Origin of the sequence: Serratia sp. JSRIV002 (assembly GCF_019968725.1) — a bacterium.
Lineage (GTDB): Bacteria > Pseudomonadota > Gammaproteobacteria > Enterobacterales > Enterobacteriaceae > Chania > Chania fonticola_B.
Genome location: NZ_CP074143.1, coordinates 5,488,180 through 5,508,442, shown reverse-complemented (window position 1 = coordinate 5,508,442; position 20,263 = coordinate 5,488,180). Strand labels below are relative to the sequence as shown.

The window sequence follows — 20,263 nt, the reverse complement described above, 5'->3', positions numbered from 1 at the left end:
AAATTGGCATTTAATTTCCATAAGCCTTGGCACAAGGGAAGAGCGGTAAACAGGGAGCAGGCGTAGAGGTTGAGGCTACGATACACCCAGAAGCGCCCCACCTTGCTGACTGCTCATACGGAGCAGCCCATGGTGACAACTCAGGGGATTCAGCCCCTGTAGCCGACGTGATGATTGCCGTAAGCATCTCGCCTCGGCGTCGCTCCCCCTCCTGTGCCGTCATCGGATAATGGCTCCTCTGACACTCTACCTGGGCGACGCGCCTCTTCTGGCTTGCACAATGGATATGCAAGTAGGCTGTTAGGAATAACGGGTTTATTGGCTACTGTCAACGGGTAGACGCTGAGGGATTTTCATCTGCGCTCTGGAAGAAGCAGAGCGACCGAATATTGCGGACTGCGCATGAAGAGAAAAGCGTGATGAGAAGGACGTTTCAGCGTCGTGATAACAGGCTGTTAGGTGAAATATCAGCAGATTGTTGTGGAAAGGTAAAAATGGAGTGCGGCGGCCTGAGAGTTAACGCCTATCGCAAGAAAAGAGATCATAATCACAGTCGAACAGGCTACAATCGGTCCATTACCTCCTATTCATTCTCAAGCATAAGAGCGCGCTATGAAAAATATCAATCCTAGTCAAACCGCTGCTTGGCAAGCCCTGCAGCAACATTTCGAACAAATCAAAGACGTCCAGATCCGTGACCTGTTTGCTCAGGATAGTGAGCGTTTCTCCAAGTTCTCTGCCACTTTCAACGATCAGATGCTGGTGGATTACTCCAAAAACCGCATCACCGCAGAAACCCTGGAGAAGCTGCAGGCACTGGCGAAAGAAACCGATCTGCAAAGTGCGATCAAATCGATGTTCTCCGGTGAGAAAATCAACCGTACTGAAGATCGCGCCGTGCTGCATGTTGCCCTGCGTAACCGCAGTAACACGCCAATCATTGTTGATGGCAAGGACGTGATGCCAGAAGTCAATGCGGTGCTGGCGAAGATGAAACAGTTCTGCGACCGTGTCATCGGTGGTGACTGGAAAGGTTATACCGGTAAACCGATTACCGACGTGGTCAACATCGGCATCGGCGGCTCAGACCTCGGCCCTTATATGGCAACCGAAGCGCTACGCCCGTATAAAAACCACCTGAACATGCACTTTGTTTCCAACGTAGACGGCACCCATATTGCCGAAACGCTAAAACCGTTGGATCCGGCGACGACCCTGTTCCTGGTGGCGTCTAAAACCTTCACGACCCAGGAAACCATGACTAACGCCCTCAGCGCGCGCGACTGGTTCCTGAGCACTGCTGGCGATCAGCAGCACGTCGCGAAACACTTCGCCGCGCTGTCTACCAATGGTAAAGCGGTAGCCGAGTTTGGTATCGACACTGACAATATGTTCGAATTCTGGGACTGGGTGGGTGGCCGTTACTCTCTGTGGTCGGCAATCGGCCTGTCTATCGCGCTGTCTCTGGGCTTTGAAAACTTCGAGCAGCTGCTGAGCGGCGCGCATGAGATGGACAAACACTTTGCCCAGACGCCTGCTGAGCAAAACCTGCCGGTGCTGTTGGCGCTGATCGGTATCTGGTACAACAATTTCTTCGGCGCAGAAACAGAAGCGATCCTGCCGTACGACCAGTATATGCACCGTTTTGCCGCTTATTTCCAACAGGGCAACATGGAGTCAAACGGCAAATACGTTGACCGTAACGGCAACCCGGTAGATTACCAGACCGGCCCGATTATCTGGGGTGAACCAGGCACCAACGGCCAGCATGCGTTCTATCAACTGATCCATCAGGGGACCAAACTGGTGCCTTGTGACTTTATCGCTCCGGCCATCAGCCATAATCCACTGAGCGACCACCACGCGAAACTGCTGTCGAACTTCTTCGCACAGACGGAAGCGCTGGCGTTTGGCAAGTCACTGGATGTGGTTGAGGAAGAGTTCGCCGCACAGGGTAAAACGCCGGAAGAGGTCAAGCACGTTGCTCCATTCAAAGTGTTTGAAGGCAACCGTCCAACCAACTCCATCCTGCTGCGCGAAATCACTCCGTTCAGCCTGGGTAGCCTGATTGCCCTGTATGAGCACAAGATCTTCACCCAAGGCGCGATCCTCAACATCTTCACCTTCGACCAATGGGGCGTAGAGCTGGGTAAACAGCTGGCTAATCGTATTCTGCCGGAACTGGCGGGTAAAGAAGCGGTGACCAGCCACGACACCTCAACCAACGGCTTGATCAATCGCTTTAAAGCCTGGCGTTAAGTTGCTCTGAATTGCAGCCAATAAAAAACCCGCCGCGGCGGGTTTTTTGACATCTGCAGGGATTACAGATTGATCGGTACTGCCAGGCTGACACCGGCACCCACGTCATCGGCGGTGCTGTTGTTGTTATCGGTGTACCACAGGCTGGTATCAAATTTCACTTGTGAAGCGAAGTTATAACCCCAACCCAATTGAATGCCTTTCAGCGTGTCAGATTTCGGGAATGCTTGATTAATGTTCTGGTTATTTGGATTCACTTTTGCGTAGACCAAGCGAGTACTCCAACGCTGGCCATCGTCCAGCACCAGCTCTACACGGCCAGATAACATCTGCCCATCACCACCCATGGCATGGCCCAGAGGGTAGCCTTGCTGATAGTAGCCATCTCTGTAAACGTAATGGTTATACATAACGTTATTAGACTTGCCATTGGCGCGAGTATCTGTCCCTTCGATATGCCAGTTAATGGTGGTTGGACCCCATTCAGGATGCCCCTCTAATCCGAGCATAGAAGCGTTGTGTGAAGGCAGCATGCCAGCTTCATCTTCGCCGATTATTTGGCCATACAAGCTGACAGGCATACCAATTAGCGGTTGTAACTTAAGTTTGAAATCGAAACCGCCTAATTGGTTACCTGGGTCATTATATTTGTCGCCGGTATTATCATTGCCTGATAAAGCATCCCAGAATGAGCTCCAGGATTGTGGGCGGCCTTCTCCCCCCCACATCATTACACGCGATGCACCTAATTCCAGAAAATTGGTTGGCATCATGGTAAAACGCCCACCAAACAGTTTTGTATCAGGAACAGCAGTATATTGTGACAGTTGACCTGCGGTGATCTGATATTGCCAACGGCCAATCCAGGACAGCCAAGGCGTTTCAAACGGGGATTGATCGGCACGTTGCAACATAAAGCCAGCCACCGGGCGTGCCGCGTCGGAACGGATCAGGCTGCCGTCATAGCCAGGGCCCCACCATTGAGAGACCTCACCGAATGACAGCCACTGGTTCCACACTTTGATGGCACCGTATGAGCCGTTCAGGTTGAATTTGGAACCATCAGAGACGCGCTGATCGCCTTCCACGGCACCTTGCAGGCGCACGTCCCAGAACTCACCGTTGGCACCGGCGCCGATGGTCAGGCTGCTGTCGGCATAGTGACTTTGGCCGAAGCCCTGCGGCGTGCCCGGTTTGTCGGTAGAGGTATAACCGGTGACGGTAATATTGGCTTTTAAGTCACCCACCCGGCGTTGTACGCGGTCAATGACGGTTTTTTCCGTGTTGGTCACCGGCTTGGCTTGCGCCAGCACCGAGTTGATCTCTTCCTGACTTAGCGGCCAGGTAGACAGGCTGACGTTAATCACACCGCGATCGGATAACCAGGCGAGGTCATTGCGCAGATCGTTATCAGGAGTCACCAGTCCGCCGGCGTAGCTGGCAAACGAACAGGTGAAAAGGCCTGCCGCGACCAGTGCGTGGAGTTTAGCTCGCATGAAAGTTCCTTTCTAGATTACGGGAATTTGGAGGCATAATGCCTGAGATTACGCCCATGATAGAGGACATTTCAATTTGCTACAAATATATACAAGCGTAATCAATTCACATAACTGATTGAAAATAGGGTGATTCGCCTGAAGATAAACCCTCAGGGCAACTTTAGGAAAAAGCCCATTAGGTATTTTCTGCACTAATAACTGGCCGAACGACGGGAGAAGTCATGGCAAAAACATCACGATCATTGATGATCGCCAAAGGGTTACAGCGGGTACTGAACGTAGGGTTGCTGCTGTTGGCGGCGATTCTGGTAGTTTTTTTGGTCAAAGAAACCTTTCATTTGGCGAAAGTATTATTCGTCAGTAACGAGGAGTCTTCTTCGTATCAGCTGATTGAAGGGATTGTGATTTATTTCCTCTACTTCGAATTTATCGCCTTGATTGTTAAATACTTTGAGTCGGGTTATCACTTCCCGCTACGCTACTTTATCTATATTGGCATTACCGCGATTATTCGTTTGATCATCGTTGATCATGAAAACCCTTTCGACACGCTGGTTTATTCCGGCGCCATATTATTACTGGTAGTGACCTTGTATCTGGCCAACACCGATCGGCTGAAGCGGGAGTAAAAATAAAAATGGCGGCCCAGCGAAGGCCGCCAAAGACACAGTTCATAGAGAGAAGCAAAGTACATCAAACGTATTGCAGTGGCATAAATTAACCTTTCACCCCTCCCGCCGTCAGGCCACCGACCAACCAGCGCTGTGCCAGCAGGAATACGGCGGTGATCGGAATGGCGGACAGCACAGCGGCGGCGGCAAAGTCACCCCACAGGTAGTTCTGTGGATTGAGGTATTGCTGCATACCCACGGCCAGCGTGTAGCTGTTCACGTCACGTAACAGCAGTGAAGCCACCGGCACCTCGGTGATCGCCGCGATAAACGACAGAATAAACACCACCGCCAGGATCGGAACTGAAAGGGGCAGCAGCACCAGGCGGAACGCTTGCCAAGGCGTGGCTCCGTCCAGGGCGGCGGCTTCTTCCAACGAGTTATCGATGGTTTCGAAGTAGCCTTTAATGGTCCAGACGTGCAGCGCAATACCGCCCATATAGGCGAATATCACACCGCCATGGGTATTGAGGCCGATAAACGGAATGTACTGCCCCAGGCGATCGAACAGGGCGTACAGCGCGACCAAAGACAGCACCGCCGGAAACATCTGGAAGATCAGCATGCTTTTCAGCAGGGTGCTTTTGCCACGAAAACGCATACGGGCAAAGGCGTAGGCACAGGTGGTAGAGAGCGTCACTATTCCCACGGCGGTGATTGCCGCGACCTTAACCGAGTTCCACAGCCATAACAGCACTGGGAAAGGCGGTGGGGTGATACTGCCATCCGCCTGGGTGACGCTCATCCCCAGCGCCAGCCGCCAGTGGTCCCAGGAGATCTGATCCGGGATCAGACTGCCGGTGGCAAAATTACCGGAGCGTAGCGAAATCGCCACTACCATCAGCAACGGGAACATGATCAGGGCAATAAAGCTCAGCATCAGAATATGGGTGATCCACAGGCGTACGCGCTGGGATTTGGGTTGCACCATGGCCATTGTCGTTCTCCCTTAGTCAAAGTTCATCTTGCTGGCTTTCAGGTTCAGGATCGCCAGTGCGCCAACCAACAGGAAAATCAGCGTGGCAATGGCCGCCGCCAGCCCGAAGTCCTGACCCCCACCGCCTTCAAACGCGATGCGATAGGTGTAGCTCACCAACAGATCGGTATAGCCGGCCGGTGTGGTGGTGCCGATCATGTCTGGCCCGCCGCGGGTCAGCAGTTGGATCAGCACGAAGTTGTTAAAGTTGAAGGCAAAGCTGGCAATCATCAGCGGCGTCAACGGCTTGATCAGCAATGGCAGGGTGATACGGAAGAAATTCTGCATCGGGCTGGCGCCGTCCATTGCCGAGGCTTCATACAGATCGTCGGGAATGGCTTTCAGCAGGCCCATGCACAGGATCATCATGTACGGATAACCCAGCCAGGTATTGACGACCAGGATCATGCTTTTGGCGGTGAGCGGATCGGTAAACCAGGCCGGTTTAATGCCGAACAGCGCGTTGAGCATCAGGTTGATTTCACCGAAGCTCTGGTTAAATAACCCTTTGAAAATCAGAATGGAAATAAACGAAGGCACCGCGTAAGGCAGGATCAGCAACACCCGATACACCGCTTTGCCTTTCAGCGCCTCCCACTGCACCACGCAGGCCAGCACCATGCCTACGGCCACGGTGAGGATCACGGTCATCACCGAGAAAATAATGGTCCAGACAAAGATGGAGATAAACGGCTTCTGGATGCCTTCATCGTTGAGCACCCGTAAGAAGTTTTTCCAGCCGATGGTGACGGTATAACCCGGGCTGAGGGTGTCGGTGGCCCAATTACCCTCGGCATTGATGGCCTGATAGAAACCGATATCCGGGTTAGGGCGATACTGTACCTGTGTCTGGTTATCGGTCAGCGTGCCGTCTTTGCCTAGCGTGTATAACGGGCTGGTGCCGGAGAACTGGCGCAGGGAACTCATGCGCAGCTCACCACCTTCCGGCAGGATGGCGACAATCTGGCTCAGCGTCTGGCGATTCTGGGTGATCACGCGCAGCGTAGCACGCTCACCCGCAGGCTCCGTGCTTTCTACCGCCAATTTCAATGTTTGTGGCTCGGTGGCGTTTAGGCTGAACGGCTCGGAAATCAGTAACTGACCGCTGTCCGGATGAGTTAACTGCAGACGCCACTGCTGGTTTTCTGCCGGATACAGCCCGAAGGTGAAGGTTTTACCGGTCTGGAACTGGCGTTGCATCAATACCGACTGAGCGCGTTCAAAGGTCAGTTGGTTGGTGCTGCTGTAGTTGGTAAAGGCGATAGCGATGGTACAGATCAGCGGGAACAGGACGAACAGCCCCATCCCGGCGACGCCTGGATAGACATAGCGCCAGGCATAGGCACGGCGGTTGGCAAACACGTAGAGCCCGGCACTGACCAGCACCAGCGTCAGGATGGCGAACAGATATTCTCCCTGTGCATACATCACCACAATCAGATAGCAGGTCACCAGGCTGAACAGGCCGACAATCAGCCATTTCAGTAGGTCACTTTGCCACCACTTCGATTTTTTTCGCGCGGGTGTTCCGGCGTGAGCAAGTTGCATAGGGCTTTCCTTTCAGGTGTTACCGCGAGAGGCCAACGGCCTCTCACACAGCAGGGCAAAGGCGGGCATCACAGCCCGCCAATGGCCAGGGTATTACTTGGTGATACGGGTATGAGCATCTTCCAGTGCGGCTTTCACCGTCTGGCGGCCAGTGATGGCGTTGATCACGGCGCTACGCATCGCATACCAGAAGGTACTCATCTGCGGGATGTTTGGCATGATTTCGCCGTTTTGCGAGTTCTGCATGGTGGCGGCAATCTTCGGATCTTTGGCCAACTGTTCCTGGAACGATTTCAGCGCCACGGCACCCAACGGTTTGTCTTTGTTAACGTCAGCCAGGCCCTGATCGGTGATCAGGTAGTTCTCCAGGAACTCGGTCGCCAGCTCTTTGTTCGGGCTGGCGGCGTTGATGCCCGCGGTCAGCACGCCAACGAACGGCTTGGACGGCTTGCCCTGGAAGGTTGGCAGCAGCGTGACGCCATAGTTGATTTTGCTTTGCTCGATGTTGGTCCAGGCCCAAGGCCCGTTGATGGTCATCGCCGTCTGGCCCTTGTTGAAAGCGGCTTCGGCAATCGAGTAATCGGTATCGGCGTTGATGTGCTTGTTCTTCACCAGATCGACGATGAACTGCAGGCCAGCCTGTGAACCGGCGTTGGCTACGCCCACGTCTTTGATGTTGTATTTGCCATCTTCAAACTTGAAGGCATAACCGCCATTGGCGGCAATGACTGGCCAGGTGAAGTAGGGTTCTTGCAGGTTCCACATGATGGCGCTTTTGCCTTTGGCGCGCAGCTCTTTATCCAACGCCGGGATCTCTTCCCAGGTTTTTGGCGCTTCTTTGATCAGGTCTTTGTTATAAATCAGCGACAGGGCTTCCACCGCGATCGGGTAACCGATCAGCTTGCCGTCAAAGCGTACCGCATCCCAGGTGAACGGATAGATTTTTTCCTGGAAGGCTTTGGAAGGGTGGATTTCTGCCAACAGGCCCGATTGCGCGTAGCCCCCGAAACGGTCGTGAGCCCAGAAGATGATGTCCGGACCGTCACCGGTAGCGGCAACCTGCGGGAACTTCTCTTCCAGTTTGTCCGGATGTTCAATGGTCACTTTGATACCGGTGTCTTTCTCAAACTTTTTACCCACCTCGGCCAGGCCGTTATAGCCTTTATCGCCGTTGATCCAGATAACCAGTTTGCCTTCTTCTATTTTGGCGAAAGCGGAGGAGGAGAGCACCAGCGTTGTTAAAGCTGAAAGCGCAAGCCGGCGTACGGTTGTTGTCATTGTGCGATTCATAAATCCAATCCTTCTGTGGGGACTGCGGTAAGGAGAGCGGTTACGCGCTAATAGTGGGTCACAACCCGCTGTGTTCTCATCCTCCCCCCGTCTACGCCCCATGCCTGAGTAGTGTGATCCAGCTAGCAAACCGCCCTATTCTGTGGTGTCGGACACGAAAAGACAGGGCTATTTTTGCAAGGAAGATCACAGATTTGCCTTATGCCGGGAACTTTCGCCGCGCATCGTCGTTCTCTCATCCTCCCATCTCCTCCCCCATGAAAAATCCTGTTACGGATGATTACCCCTTCTTGCCGTTACCCCACTATTGGCAACATTGATTTTTACCGCCTAACGCTGCAGGAACCCGGACCTATGTCACCAGTGCGTACCGCCACTCACCCCACGCTGTACCGGATCCATCCGGTCAGTTTCCGCGATGGAAACGGCGATGGTGTGGGCGACATGCACGGCATGATGGCGGCGCTGCCCTATCTGAAAGCACTGGCGGTGGATGGGCTGTTATTGCCGCAGGCGTTATCGCCAGAGGCTGGAGCGGAAGTCGCCGGGCACGGGCTGGCACTTTGGCACAGTGAAGGCACTCAGCGTATCTGCCGCAGTGCCGCTCCCGAACAGCACTATGTCCGCAGCGCGTTGGCGCTGGAAGTGGTGCCGTTCAGCTGCGAAAAGCTGGTGGAGGTGTTGCATACCCATCGTCACCAACTGGGCGAAAAAGTCTGGAGCACCGGCGAAATCGATCAGCCGCGAGTGGTCAGCCATTGGGGGCAAGGCGATCTGCGTTCTGCACAGGCTTTCCTGACCCTGTTGGCATTACTGCCCGCACCTATCTGCTTGTATCAGGGCGAAGAGCTGGGCTTGCCACACGCGGCGGATCTGCAAGAACCGCAGGGGGCACAAACCCCGATGCCTTGGCATGAAGCGCCGGAGCAGGTCACCGCAGGAGAGATCCATTGGTACCAACAGGTGGCGATAGAACACCGTGCGCTGGCCATCAGCCGCCAGCAACACGACCATCATTCAACCTTACGTTATTGCCAGGCTCTGTTAGCCCTGCGTCAGCACCCGGTGATCCAATGTGGTGTTCTGAACCAGATCAGCCAGGAAAATGGCGTTATTCGCTTACTTATTACCCATCAGGATCAATGCCTTGAAGCGCTGATCAACCTACAGCCTTATACTCAGCCGGCCGCACCGGCTGAGGCGACCAAGCCTATGGCATGGCAGTACGGTGCGCAGCAAGAGGGTCATCAATGGGTCTTGGCGGGCTTCGGTTCCGCCATCTTTACACGAAATGTTAACTGCGAAAGCAGGGGAGTTACGCATGGCTAGCGTCACACTGCGCAGCGTTTATAAGGCCTTCGGCGAGGTCGTGATTTCCAAAGACGTCAATCTGACTATCGATGACGGCGAGTTTGTGGTGTTTGTCGGGCCATCCGGCTGCGGTAAATCAACGCTGCTGCGCATGATCGCCGGGCTTGAGGATATTACCTCTGGCGATCTGTTCATCGGTGAAAAACGGATGAATGAGGTACCGCCTTCTGAGCGCGGTATCGGCATGGTGTTCCAGTCTTACGCGCTGTACCCACATCTGTCCGTGGCCGACAACATGTCGTTTGGCCTGAAGTTGGCTGGTGCTAAAAAAGCGGAAATCAATCAGCGGGTTAATCAGGTGTCTGAAGTGCTGCAATTAGCGCATTTGCTGGACCGACGCCCAAAAGCCCTGTCCGGTGGGCAGCGTCAGCGTGTGGCGATTGGCCGTACGCTGGTGGCTGAGCCGGATGTGTTCCTGCTGGACGAACCGCTTTCCAACCTGGATGCCGCACTGCGGGTGCAGATGCGCATTGAGATCTCACGTCTGCACAAGCGGCTGCAGCGCACCATGATTTACGTCACTCACGATCAGGTCGAAGCGATGACGCTGGCCGACAAAATCGTGGTGCTGGACGCCGGGCGTGTAGCCCAGATCGGTAAGCCGCTGGAACTCTATCACTACCCGGCCAACCGCTTTGTCGCGGGCTTTATCGGCTCGCCAAAAATGAATTTCCTGCCGGTGAAAGTGACCGGTGTGGAAGCACTGCGGGTACAGATCGAACTGCCGATGCCCAATCGCCAATTGGTATGGCTGCCGGTTGAGGGAGAGGGCATTGAGGTTGGGGCCAACCTGTCGTTGGGGATCCGCCCAGAACATCTGTTACCGAGTTCCGAGTCTGAAGTGACATTGATGGGTGAAGTACAGGTGGTGGAGCAGCTCGGCAACGAGACGCAAATCCATATCCAAATTCCGGCAATTCGTCAAAACCTGGTTTACCGCCAGAACGACGTGGTGCTGGTAGAAGAAGGTGCAACATTCGCCATCGGCCTGCCGCCACACCGTTGCCACCTGTTCCGCGAGGACGGGACGGCGTGTAAACGGCTGCATCAGGAACCGGGTGTTTAAAGCATCAAGGTCTGTATAACAGGAGAATAATGATGACTACTCTGCGCAAACTTCCTCTGACTCTGGCTGTCGCCGCCGGTGTCTTATCCTCATCAGCGATGGCGGTGGATTTCCACGGCTACGCACGTTCCGGTATCGGTTGGACCGGGAGCGGCGGTGAGCAACAGTGTTTCCAGACCACCGGTGCCAGCAGTAAGTACCGTCTGGGTAACGAATGTGAAACCTATGCGGAACTGAAACTGGGCCAGGAAGTGTGGAAAGAGGGCGACAAGAGCTTCTACTTCGACACCAACGTGGCCTATTCCGTGTCGCAACAGTCTGATTGGGAATCGACCAATCCGGCCTTCCGTGAAGTGAACGTGCAGGGTAAAAACCTGATCGACGCGTTGCCAGGTGCCAACATGTGGGCCGGTAAGCGCTTCTATCAACGTCATGACGTCCATATGATCGACTTCTACTACTGGGACATCTCAGGTCCTGGTGCCGGTCTGGAAAATATCGACCTGGGCTTCGGCAAGCTGTCTGCTGCCGTGACCCGTAACACCGAATCCGGTGGTTCCTTAGGTTATATCGACAATCAACGTGACGAGCGTCCAACCGTCAACGATACCTACGACCTGCGTTTGGCTGGCCTTGAGCTGAATCCTGGCGGTACGTTGGAACTGGGTGTGGATTATGGCCGTGCCAATGAGCAAGACGGTTACCACCTGGTCGACGGGGCAAGCAAAGACGGTTGGATGTTTACCGCGGAACATACCCAGAGCATCCTGGGCGGCTTCAACAAATTCACGGTACAGTACGCCACCGATTCCATGACTGCGCAGAACAACGGCCGCAGCCAAGGTTCTTCCATTGATAACAACGGCAAGATGATCCGCGTGCTGGATCACGGTGCCATCGACTTCAACGATGATTGGGCAATGATGTATGTTGCCATGTATCAGGACGTTAACCGCGACAATGACAACGGCACCACCTGGTACACCGTGGGCGTGCGCCCAATGTACAAATGGACGCCAATCATGAGCACCTTGATGGAAGTTGGCTACGACAACGTGAAGTCGCAACGTACTGGCGATCGCAACGGCCAATACAAAGTCACCCTGGCACAACAGTGGCAAGCGGGTAACAGCATCTGGTCACGTCCGGCGATCCGTGTCTTCGCGACCTACGCCAACTGGGATGAGAAGTGGGGCTACGCAAACAACGATTCCGGTGCGGGCTACAACGCAGGTACGGCTTATAACGATACCAGCATGCATACCTTCAGCCGTGGTAAAGACAGCGAAGTCACCTTCGGTGCCCAGATGGAAATCTGGTGGTAATACTGGCTTGACGGGAGGGCGCCTGTACGCCCTCCCTCTTACCGTTTAACCGGCAGTAGTGCGCTTGCCTGCCCGCTGCCGGGATACACGCTCAAAGCGAGAGGGTATAACAATGAAAAAAAATCTACTGTCACTCTGCCTGTCTCTGGCGTTGACCGTCGGCGCACCGCTGGCGACCTATGCCGATACTCCGGCCAACGTTTCCGTCGCACCGGCCATCAGTGCCACTACCCTGCAAAGTTTGCCTTGGCAGCCGTTGGTACCGCCGGTGACCCAGGATGTCCAACTCAATAATGTCAGCCCACAGATCAACCAAGGCCAGATCCAAGGAGCCGTTGCTGCGTTTGCGCTGCCGGCCGATCGAGGATCGCTGGAAATCCAACTGAGCAGTCTGGCCAATAAAAACTCAATCTATGCTCCAAGCGTATTGGTGCTGGATGAACATATGCGCCCGGCGGCCTATTACCCGAGCAGCTATTTCGCTTACCAGCCACCGGGCGTGATGTCTGCCGATCGGTTGGAGGGCACATTGAAACTGACCCCTGCGCTGGGGCAAAAACAGATCTATCTGTTGGTGTACACCACCCAGCAGGATCTGGCTAAAACCACCATCCTGACCAACCCGGCCAAAGCCTACGCCCAAGGGGTGGGTAACGCGGTACCGGACATCCCGGATCCGATCGCCAGCCACAGCACTGGCGGCACGTTGAAGCTGAAGGTGACGGCAGAACAAGGGGCCAGCAACATCATGATTGGCATGCTGCAATCGGCTCCGGCAACGCCACCGGTCGTGGTGGGTGCCACCGCTCCGGCAGTTGCGGCTCCAGCACCGGTTGCCAGCGCACCGGCAGAGCCGATGCTCAATGACACCGAGGCTTACTTCAATAACGGCATCAAACAGGCAGTCAAGGCGGGGGATATCGATAAGGCGCTGAAACTGATGAATGAGGCCGAAAAACTGGGTTCCACCACCGCTCGTGAAACGTTTATTGGCAGCGTGAAAGGCAAGGGGTAATCCCCCACGCTACCGATGCTGGCTTGATGATTGGTGCGTTTCGGCGCACCTTTTTTCATCTGCCCACCCGCGTTTCCCCACTGATACCGAGCAGAGGGGGACAGCGTGGCGCCAACAGTACGAACTCTCTCGCGTTATGACATCTTCCACTACGACAGCCTGCCGTTTTACCCCCTGATAATGGGGGATGCGTTACGTCACGAATCTGCCTGCCGCTTTTGCGTTTCTGCGTTACAATGGATTTCTGTTAACAGTTTGTATGGCTTGGCGCGGCACGCAGCCTCCGGCCTGGAGTAGCATAATGTCTGACATTAGGGAGCCTATCCTGCCGCCTATTGAGTGGCTGTCTGAACATTCCTCAATACCTGCCGCCGTTAGCGATTGGCTGATGGAGTTAGGTTCCATGACCCGCCGTTTTGAGCGCCATTGTGGCCGTGTGCAGGTAGAACCACAGCGTGAATGCTTCATCACTCGTGACCAGCTTGCCGAAGAGGCGGTTCATCTGCCACACAGCGAGCGTTATTGGCTGCGTGAAATCGTTTTACTGGGTGACGGCGAGCCTTGGCTGCTGGGGCGTACGGTGATCCCACAGGAAACACTGACCGGGCCGGATCTGGCACTGGTCGATCTGGGGACGTTGCCACTGGGCCGTTATCTGTTCAGCAGTGAAAGCCTGACTCGTGATTATATCCATGTTGGCCAGCAGAAGGATCTGTGGGCGCGGCGTTCTCGCCTCCGTCTGGCGGGAAAACCATTGTTACTGACGGAACTGTTTCTACCGGCCTCTCCACTGTATGCGGTGGAAAAGGGCACTCCGGCATAATTAGGGGAGAAAGAACTTTGGAAGGGAGCGTGATTCAAAGCAAATGGCAGGCCTATTGCCATCTGATGCGCATCGATAAGCCGATTGGCACGCTATTGTTGCTGTGGCCCACCCTGTGGGCATTGTGGTTGGCAGGGGGGGGAATTCCTTCGCCGTCGGTATTGCTGGTATTTGTGCTTGGCGTTTTCCTGATGCGTGCTGCGGGTTGCGTGGTGAATGACTATGCCGATCGCGCTTTCGATGGGCATGTGAAACGCACCGCAGGCCGCCCAATGCCGAGCGGCCGCGTCAGCGAAAAAGAGGCCAAGATCCTGTTTGTCTCGCTGGTGCTGGTTTCCTTTGCGTTGGTGCTGACGTTGAACGCCATGACCATCTGGCTGTCGCTGGCGGCTCTGGCGCTGGCCTGGGTTTACCCGTTTATGAAGCGGGTGACCAATCTGCCTCAGGTGGTGCTGGGGGCGGCGTTTGGCTGGTCGATCCCGATGGCCTATGCCGCTGTCAGCGAGTCGCTGCCACTGAGCTGCTGGTTGCTGTTTCTGGCCAATATCTGCTGGACGGTGGCTTACGATACCCTGTATGCCATGGTCGATCGTGATGACGATGTGAAGATTGGGATAAAATCCACCGCGGTGCTGTTTGGCCGCCATGACAAGCTGATCGTCGGGGTGTTGCAGTTTGCTACGCTGTTGCTGATGTTGTGGGTAGGTTATCTGATGCAACTGGGGGGCGCGTTTTACTGGTCGCTGTTGCTGGCCGGGGCGTTGTTTATCCATCAGCAAAAGCAGGTGGCTGGCCGCGATCGCGATGCCTGCTTCCGTGCCTTCCTGAATAACAACTACGTCGGCTTGGTGTTGTTCATCGGTATTGCGCTTAGCTACGTATGATTTGCCCAACGCAAAAAGTAAAAAGGCATCCATTATCGGATGCCTTTTTCGTGGTAACTGGCTTGTAAGTTACTCGTCTTCTTTTACGACTTCAGCTGTCAGCGCTGGGGTATTGGTTTCTTCCGGCATGCTGACGCTTTCGATGGTCAGCTTGATTTCCGGGGTGATCAGATCGCTCAACATGGTGTAAACCTCCATGGTGTGCTCGCGGATCGCATCGCCAATATCATTGATAAAGCCTTCTTCACGCAGCGTCGCCACCAAGGTGGAGAACACCGCCTTATCGAAGAATTCCGGCGCGTTGATGCCGTGCAGCACCGACAAACGCTGGGCCATAATGCGGCTCTCTTTCTCCAGGGCACCCCGGTTGATACTTGGGTTGGCGCTGAGGATCGACATGGTGATGGCATAGCGTTGCAGGGTTTCACGCACCCCGGCGGCCAACAGCTGCAACGGACGGATGCGCGCAGGGTTCAGCACCAGCTCATCGCCTTTGCTACAAATCAGCTGCTGGCGTATCAACTCTTCGATCAGCGGTTGCAGCACGTCGGCTAGCTGTTCTTTGTCGTAACGCAGGAACAGCTCGGCCTTCAGCATCGGATAGATCAGGCTGACCTGACGCAACAGCTCAACGCGCGACACGCGGCGGTGATGCATCACGATAGAGGCGATCAACGAAGGCAGTACCAACATATGATGGATATTGTTGCGATAGTATGTCATCAGCACCGCCTGCTCGCGCGGCAGAATGATGATGTCGCCGATGTTGTCCTTCTCCACTTCAAACTTGTTCATGTTTAAAGCGTGATCCAGCAACTGGTCTGGCGTTTGCGCTGGTACGGTGGCGTCCGGTGCATACGGCACGTTACGCATTAACTGTAAGTAGCATTCCAACTGCTCAAGCAACTGCTCACGGGTCAGCGAACGTTGGCGTGAGGCCAACAGCGCGGTGGAACACAGGTTCATGGCGTTGGCGGCGGCAGCGTTGTTGATACGCACCATGATCTGAGCCGCCAGATCGTTGACCGCAGGCGTCAGCCAGCTTGGGCGCTGTGCTTCGATCGGGTCGATAGACTCACGCCAATGCGGGACGTTGTGGTTCAGGTACGTAGTCAACGGCAGCGGTTCACCAAAGTTTACGTAGCCCTGGCCGAGGTTGCGTAGCTTGCGCAAGCCACGCACCATTTGCAGCAGGCTCTCTTTCTCTTTGGTCGCGCCACGCAGCTCTTTGGCGTAAGTACCTACTTCCATCACGTGCTCGTAACCGATATAAATCGGCACCAGGGTGATCGGACGTGTACCGCCACGCAGCATGGCCTGAATGGTCATCGACAGGGTGCCGGTTTTCGGTTCCAGCAGGCGGCCGGTACGGGAGCGCCCGCCTTCAACAAAGTATTCTACCGAGTAACCTCGAGTGAACAGCTCACCGAGGTATTCACGAAATACGGTTGAATAGAGTTTGTTGCCCTTGAAGGTGCGGCGAATAAAGAATGCGCCCAGGCGACGGAAGATCGGCCCGGCGGGCCAGAAGTTCAGGTTAATACCTGCTGCGATATGCGGTGGCACCAGCCCCTGATGGTAGAGCACATAGGACAGCAGCAGATAGTCCATATGGCTACGGTGACACGGCACATAGACGATCTCGTGGCCATCCTGCGCCAGCTGACGCACACGCTCGGCGTTGGTGACGTTGATACCCTGATACAGCCGGTTCCAGGTCCAGCTCAACACGCGGTCGGACAGGCGCACCGTTTCATAGGAGAAATCGGCGGCAATCTCTTCCATCAGCGCAATCGCGTTCTGCTGGGCCTTTTCGTGGGAGATCTTTTTGCTGCGCGCTTCATCTTCGATCGCTTTTTCAATCGCCTTGGAGGCCAGCAGCTTGTTGAACAGATCCTGACGGGCTGGCAGGCTTGGCCCAACGGCGGCCAGGCGCTGGCGTGCAAAGTGCATACGTGCGACACGGGCCAGTTTTTGCGCGATGGTCTTATCGGTGCCGTGCTCTGTCGCCATCCGGCGTAGGGACACGGTGTTGGAGAAACGGACAAAGCTGTCACGCCCCAGCCACAGTACAGCGAAGAACTTCTGTACGCCGTTCAGCAGGCGCAGGTGCGGCGTGCCGTGGCCTTCACGCCCAGGGGAGCGGCCAAACATCACCGATACCGGCAACATCTGAATATCGAGATCCGGGTTGCTGCGGTGCAGATCCAGATAATCGTGAAACAGTTTTACCGATTCTTCTTTGGGAGTGTAATAGCGGAATACGCGTGGGCCATCATGGATAAACACGTAGCTTGGCAGCACGGTGCCATCGATTTCCAACGGGTTAAGGGGATCGGGCAGATCTTGCGCCAGACACTGGGTGCGCAAGGTGAGTAAATCCGCCTTGGAATTATAAGGTAAAACATACAAAATCGGTCGTGAGGGATCCAACCCTAACTCCGTGACCGGATCTGTTGGGATAACCTTACTTCTTACCAACATTTTTAGTGGTAAGTTCAATATCTTATAATAGATTTTACGCCAACCTGACATGACAACGTGAAGCCTCTTGTTAGCAATTCGCCGCAAGCATACCAGAAACCGGGTAGCAGATCTGTGGCGTTGGGAAATCCACGGCCATTCACGGCAATGGAAGTACATAGTTGAATTATACCTGATGGATATCAAATTGGCCGCTCTAGCGCACTCATGCGCGCGCGGCATTGGTACGACATAGCTAGGTGATTAAGGTATTCCAACCTTGCTGTATACTGCGCTGCGATAAAAATGTGATTGGGCTGGCAAATCTGTCTGGAACGTTGCGGCTGCAACACGACGGGTACATGATCCATCTTGGAGAAAGGCGTTCTTAACTATGGCAAATCAAGCAACTGGCCTGACGCGTATCATTAAAGCGGCAGGCTATTCCTATAAAGGTTTAACCGCTGCCTGGCAGAACGAAGCCGCATTCCGTCAGGAACTGGTGGCGACGGTGGTGGCTATCATCGTGGCGGTTTGGCTGGATGTGGGAGCGATAGCGCGCATCTTGTTGATCGGCTCGGTGCTGCTGGTGATGATTGTCGAAATCCTCAACAGTGCGATTGAGGCCGTTGTCGATCGCGTGGGGACGGAATATCACGAGCTTTCCGGGCGGGCCAAAGATATGGGCTCGGCGGCGGTATCGCTGGCAATCATTCTGGCGCTGTTCGTTTGGGCTTCGGTACTTTGGCAGCATTTGGCGTGAAAACCAGCGGGTATCGTTGCGATCACGCTCGCTACCTGCTGATTTTTATTTATTCTTCGGTTCCCAATCCAGACTTAGCTGTATATACTCACAGCAAGACTGTATAAACAAACAGGGGGCGGAATGAAAGCACTAACTACCAGACAGCAAGAGGTCTACGACCTGATTCGCGATCATATTTCGCAAACGGGCATGCCACCGACGCGTGCCGAGATCGCAATGCGCCTGGGGTTCCGCTCACCAAATGCTGCAGAAGAGCACTTGAAAGCACTGGCTCGCAAAGGCGTTATCGAGATCATCTCCGGTGCATCACGCGGTATCCGCTTGCTGATGGAAGATGAAGAGGGGTTACCTCTGGTGGGCCGTGTGGCTGCCGGTGAACCTCTGTTGGCTCAGCAGCACATTGAAGGGCACTATAAGGTGGACCCTTCACTGTTCAAGCCTAATGCCGATTTCCTGCTGCGCGTTAGCGGCATGTCGATGCGCGACATCGGCATCCTGGATGGCGATCTGCTGGCAGTGCATAAGACTCAAGACGTACGCAACGGCCAGGTCGTCGTCGCCCGCATTGAAGACGAGGTCACGGTCAAACGCCTGAAGAAACACGGTAACGTCGTCGAACTGCTGCCAGAAAACAGCGAATTCCAACCGATCGTGGTCGATCTGCGCCAGCAGAACTTCACCATCGAAGGCCTGGCGGTGGGCGTGATCCGCAACGGCGACTGGATCTAACCGTTTTACCTCGTATTACAGCCCTTTAAAACGGCAAACCTCGCCCCAACTCTGGGGCGATGTCATTTCTAAGCTACGCTAAAATCCATGCTTGTACGGGAACATATCGCCATGCGCCTGCTTTCTGCCTTCACCAGTGACACCGACAAAGCTCTGTGGCGTCTGGCGTTGCCGATGATCTTCTCCAATATTACCGTCCCCTTGCTTGGCCTGGTGGATACCGCCGTTATCGGTCATCTCGATAGCCCTAGCTACCTTGGCGGGGTCGCGGTGGGATCAATGGCCACCAGCTTCCTGTTTATGTTGTTGTTGTTCCTGCGTATGAGCACCACCGGGCTGACGGCGCAGGCGCTGGGTGCGCAAGATCCCTACCGGCTGGCTCGCGCATTTATGCAGCCGTTATTGTTGGCGCTGGTGGCCGGGCTGGCGATTGTGCTGTTGCGAGCCCCGTTGATCACCTTGGCGCTGAACATTGTGGGGGGCGATCGGGAAGTATTGGTTCAGGCCAGGCTATTTTTGGAGATCCGCTGGCTGAGTGCCCCGGCGGCGTTGGCCAATATGGTGTTGCTCGGTTGGTTGCTGGGAGTTCAATACGTGAGGGCGCCGGTGATCCTGTTGATTGTCGGTAACCTGCTGAACATCGTGCTGGATATCTGGCTGGTAATGGGGCTGGGTTGGAACGTGCAGGGGGCTGCAACTGCCACGGTGATTGCGGAGTACGCCACGCTGTTGCTGGGTTTGTGGTTAGCATGGCGGGTACTACGCATGCGGGGGATTTCGCTGACAATGCTGCGAACCGCGTGGCGTGGGGATATGCGCCGCCTGTTGGCACTTAACCGCGACATCATGCTGCGTTCGTTATTACTGCAACTGTGTTTCGCTTCGTTGACCATTCTGGGAGCCCGCATGGGCGGAGAGGTGGTGGCGGTGAATGCGGTGCTGATGAATCTACTGACCTTTACCGCCTATGCTCTGGATGGTTTTGCCTACGCGGTGGAAGCCCATTCCGGCCACGCCTATGGTGCGCGGGACGGGCGGCAACTCCGTAAAGTATGGCGTGCCGCCTGTCGGCAGGCTTGCCTGGTTGCCTGTGGTTTTGCCGTTATTTATCTGTTCGCCGGGCAGCAGATTGTGGCGGGCTTAACCTCGCTGCCGGAGTTGCGTGCGCTGGCAAATCATTATCTGCCCTGGCAGGTGGTGCTGCCCCTGGTGGGGGTTTGGTGCTATCTGCTGGATGGCATGTTTATCGGCGCCACCCGTGGCGCAGAAATGCGTAACAGCATGGCGGTAGCCGCAGTGGGCTACGGGCTGACGTTGTTCACCCTGCCGGTATTGGGCAACCACGGTTTATGGCTGGCTCTGGCGGTATTCCTGGCACTGCGCGGGGCTGCTTTGGGCTGGGTTTGGCACCGTCATAGCGTGCAAGGCACCTGGTTTTCATCCCCTAACTAGCGATACATAGGCCAGACTAGTTGATGATTCTGGATGGGTATTCACATTTGGTTACATGTGTTGAGGGCTGTTTTGCTTCGCTTGCTTACTGTTTTAACGGCGTTTTTTGCTATTGAGACTTTTCCT

The 20,263-nt window shown here is 54.9% G+C and carries 16 protein-coding genes and 1 riboswitch; of the genes, 11 read left to right on the top strand and 5 right to left on the bottom strand.

The genetic code is table 11. The features are described from left to right. Positions 1-82: 82 nt before the first annotated feature. Positions 83-276, bottom strand: a riboswitch (Lysine riboswitch). Between the two features lie 336 nt (positions 277-612). Beyond that, positions 613-2,259: a glucose-6-phosphate isomerase gene (gene pgi / locus KGP26_RS25780; protein WP_059199036.1), complete on the top strand. Its 1,647-nt coding sequence runs from the start codon at positions 613-615 to the stop codon at positions 2,257-2,259. 62 nt (positions 2,260-2,321) lie between these two features. Here the strand turns inward: pgi and KGP26_RS25775 are convergent, their stop codons facing one another. Beyond that, positions 2,322-3,755: a capsule assembly Wzi family protein gene (locus KGP26_RS25775; protein ID WP_094982850.1), complete on the bottom strand. Its 1,434-nt coding sequence runs from the start codon at positions 3,753-3,755 to the stop codon at positions 2,322-2,324. 224 nt (positions 3,756-3,979) lie between these two features. On the opposite strand from KGP26_RS25775, the gene psiE reads away from it, so the two are divergent. Next, on the top strand, positions 3,980-4,387 hold the full coding sequence (gene psiE / locus KGP26_RS25770) for a phosphate-starvation-inducible protein PsiE (protein ID WP_021180827.1): 408 nt from the start codon (positions 3,980-3,982) through the stop codon (positions 4,385-4,387). Between the two features lie 88 nt (positions 4,388-4,475). Here the strand turns inward: psiE and malG are convergent, their stop codons facing one another. The 3 genes from malG to malE form a co-directional block, all read right to left on the bottom strand. Further along, positions 4,476-5,366, bottom strand: coding sequence for a maltose ABC transporter permease MalG (malG, locus tag KGP26_RS25765; protein ID WP_021180826.1), 891 nt, complete (start codon positions 5,364-5,366; stop codon positions 4,476-4,478). A gap of 12 nt (positions 5,367-5,378) precedes the next feature. After that, the gene (gene malF, locus KGP26_RS25760) at positions 5,379-6,953 is read right to left on the bottom strand and encodes a maltose ABC transporter permease MalF (RefSeq protein ID WP_223664747.1); all 1,575 of its coding nucleotides are present in this window, start codon (positions 6,951-6,953) and stop codon (positions 5,379-5,381) included. A 93-nt stretch (positions 6,954-7,046) separates the two neighbouring features. Continuing rightward, positions 7,047-8,243, bottom strand: a complete 1,197-nt coding sequence (gene malE / locus KGP26_RS25755) for a maltose/maltodextrin ABC transporter substrate-binding protein MalE (RefSeq protein WP_021180824.1) — start codon at positions 8,241-8,243, stop codon at positions 7,047-7,049. A 354-nt stretch (positions 8,244-8,597) separates the two neighbouring features. Here malE and KGP26_RS25750 point away from each other — a divergent pair, with 354 nt between their 5' ends. The 6 genes from KGP26_RS25750 (at position 8,598) to ubiA (ending at position 14,727) form a co-directional block, all read left to right on the top strand. Further along, entirely contained in the window at positions 8,598-9,572 is a 975-nt protein-coding gene (locus tag KGP26_RS25750; protein ID WP_179253862.1) for an alpha-amylase family glycosyl hydrolase, read from the top strand. After that, positions 9,565-10,680 (top strand): maltose/maltodextrin ABC transporter ATP-binding protein MalK, encoded by a 1,116-nt coding sequence (gene malK, locus KGP26_RS25745; protein WP_059199032.1) that lies wholly within the window; start codon positions 9,565-9,567, stop codon positions 10,678-10,680. Before KGP26_RS25750 ends, malK begins: the two co-directional genes overlap by 8 nt. A 29-nt stretch (positions 10,681-10,709) precedes the next feature. Then, a complete protein-coding gene (locus KGP26_RS25740; protein WP_141234374.1) occupies positions 10,710-12,005 on the top strand; it encodes a maltoporin in 1,296 nt (431 codons plus the stop codon). Between the two features lie 112 nt (positions 12,006-12,117). Further along, positions 12,118-13,020 carry a maltose operon protein MalM gene (malM, locus tag KGP26_RS25735; protein WP_094982846.1) on the top strand — a complete coding sequence of 301 codons (903 nt, stop codon included), beginning with the start codon at positions 12,118-12,120 and terminating at the stop codon, positions 13,018-13,020. Between the two features lie 301 nt (positions 13,021-13,321). Beyond that, positions 13,322-13,843 (top strand): chorismate lyase, encoded by a 522-nt coding sequence (ubiC, locus tag KGP26_RS25730; RefSeq protein WP_021180819.1) that lies wholly within the window; start codon positions 13,322-13,324, stop codon positions 13,841-13,843. Between the two features lie 17 nt (positions 13,844-13,860). Beyond that, positions 13,861-14,727: a 4-hydroxybenzoate octaprenyltransferase gene (gene ubiA, locus KGP26_RS25725; protein WP_218520214.1), complete on the top strand. Its 867-nt coding sequence runs from the start codon at positions 13,861-13,863 to the stop codon at positions 14,725-14,727. A gap of 69 nt (positions 14,728-14,796) precedes the next feature. Here the strand turns inward: ubiA and plsB are convergent, their stop codons facing one another. Beyond that, on the bottom strand, positions 14,797-17,262 hold the full coding sequence (gene plsB, locus KGP26_RS25720) for a glycerol-3-phosphate 1-O-acyltransferase PlsB (RefSeq protein ID WP_179249249.1): 2,466 nt from the start codon (positions 17,260-17,262) through the stop codon (positions 14,797-14,799). 322 nt (positions 17,263-17,584) lie between these two features. Here plsB and KGP26_RS25715 point away from each other — a divergent pair, with 322 nt between their 5' ends. The 3 genes from KGP26_RS25715 (at position 17,585) to dinF (ending at position 20,137) form a co-directional block, all read left to right on the top strand. Further along, entirely contained in the window at positions 17,585-17,953 is a 369-nt protein-coding gene (locus KGP26_RS25715) for a diacylglycerol kinase (protein ID WP_021180816.1), read from the top strand. A gap of 123 nt (positions 17,954-18,076) precedes the next feature. After that, the gene (lexA, locus tag KGP26_RS25710) at positions 18,077-18,685 is read left to right on the top strand and encodes a transcriptional repressor LexA (protein WP_021180815.1); all 609 of its coding nucleotides are present in this window, start codon (positions 18,077-18,079) and stop codon (positions 18,683-18,685) included. A gap of 111 nt (positions 18,686-18,796) precedes the next feature. Further along, on the top strand, positions 18,797-20,137 hold the full coding sequence (gene dinF / locus KGP26_RS25705) for an MATE family efflux transporter DinF (RefSeq protein WP_179244418.1): 1,341 nt from the start codon (positions 18,797-18,799) through the stop codon (positions 20,135-20,137). Positions 20,138-20,263 lie beyond the last annotated feature (126 nt).